The organism is Dietzia cercidiphylli (assembly GCF_014145145.1).
GTDB classification, from domain to species: domain Bacteria; phylum Actinomycetota; class Actinomycetes; order Mycobacteriales; family Mycobacteriaceae; genus Dietzia; species Dietzia natronolimnaea.
Genome location: NZ_JAALEA010000332.1, coordinates 1 through 1026 on the forward strand (window position 1 = coordinate 1; position 1026 = coordinate 1026).

The following is a 1026-nucleotide window of genomic DNA, read 5'->3' on the forward strand; positions in this document are numbered from 1 at the left end:
GCCGCCCCGCCGCCCCGGCGCCCGGCGCCCGGCGCCCCGGCGCGTCATTCGCATCGGTCGTGGTCGAACCACCATGTCGTACCCCGTTGCTAGTGTTTCCCTATCGAACACACGAGCGATCGCCTCGCTATCGCAGAAGGGGGAGCCGGATGTCGGCAGAACACGGTTCGGGGATCGCGGCGGCCGGCCTGGCCGCCCTCGACGCCCTCCGCACGGAGAACCGCGCCGCTGCCGCCCGTCTGCAGGCCTGCCACGATCTCCTGGCACTGTGCGAGGAGCAGCAGTTCGCCCGAGACGTCGAGGCCGGGTACTACGACCCCGACGGGCCAGAGCGCCCGCGCGACCACGCGGTGCTCGACCCGTTCGACGTCGCCTGTGCGGAACTGGTCGCCACCTACGGTGTTCATCACCACCGCGCGTCAGCGATGCTCACGCTGGCCCGGGATCTCGTCATCAGCTTCCCGAGGATCGTCGAGGCGATGGGGTCCGGCCTGCTGGACGAGCGCACGGCGGGGATGCTCGTCCGGCAGATGCGGACAGTCGATCCCTCCGTCCTGGACGCTGTGCACCGACTGGTCGTGGACTGGCTGCTGGACTCCGTCGACGCCGGCGAGCGACCCGGCCGCAACGCGATCCTGGCCAAGACCGACAGCATCATCGCGGACTTCGACCCGGAAGGGGTCCTGGCCCGGCGTGCTGCCGCGGCGTGTGAGCGTCGGGTCAGCGTCCGGCGCGGGGTGGACGGCATGGCCGAGCTCCGTGCGCACCTCACCTCGACCGAGGCGTCCGCGATCCACGAGGCGCTCGGGCACACCGCCGGGGAGCGGTTCGATCGCGAGAAGCGGGCCCGGATCGAGGCCGTCCGCACCGGCACCGGGCCGGCGTACGACCCGCATCCCCGTACCCGCCAGCAGCACCGGGCGGATGCCCTCGTCGATGCGATCCTCGGTACCGGCGATCAGGGCGACGGAGACGGCGACGGAGCCGGAGCCGGTGGCCGGCACGCGGGCAGCGGTCCGGCCGGAC

The 1026-nt window shown here is 72.6% G+C and carries 1 protein-coding gene; it reads left to right on the forward strand.

Annotated elements, in window-relative coordinates; translation table 11 throughout:
• Window positions 1-149: 149 nt before the first annotated feature.
• A partial coding sequence (locus G6028_RS12075) for a DUF222 domain-containing protein (protein WP_241730716.1) occupies window positions 150-1026 on the forward strand: 877 nt, incomplete at its 3' end.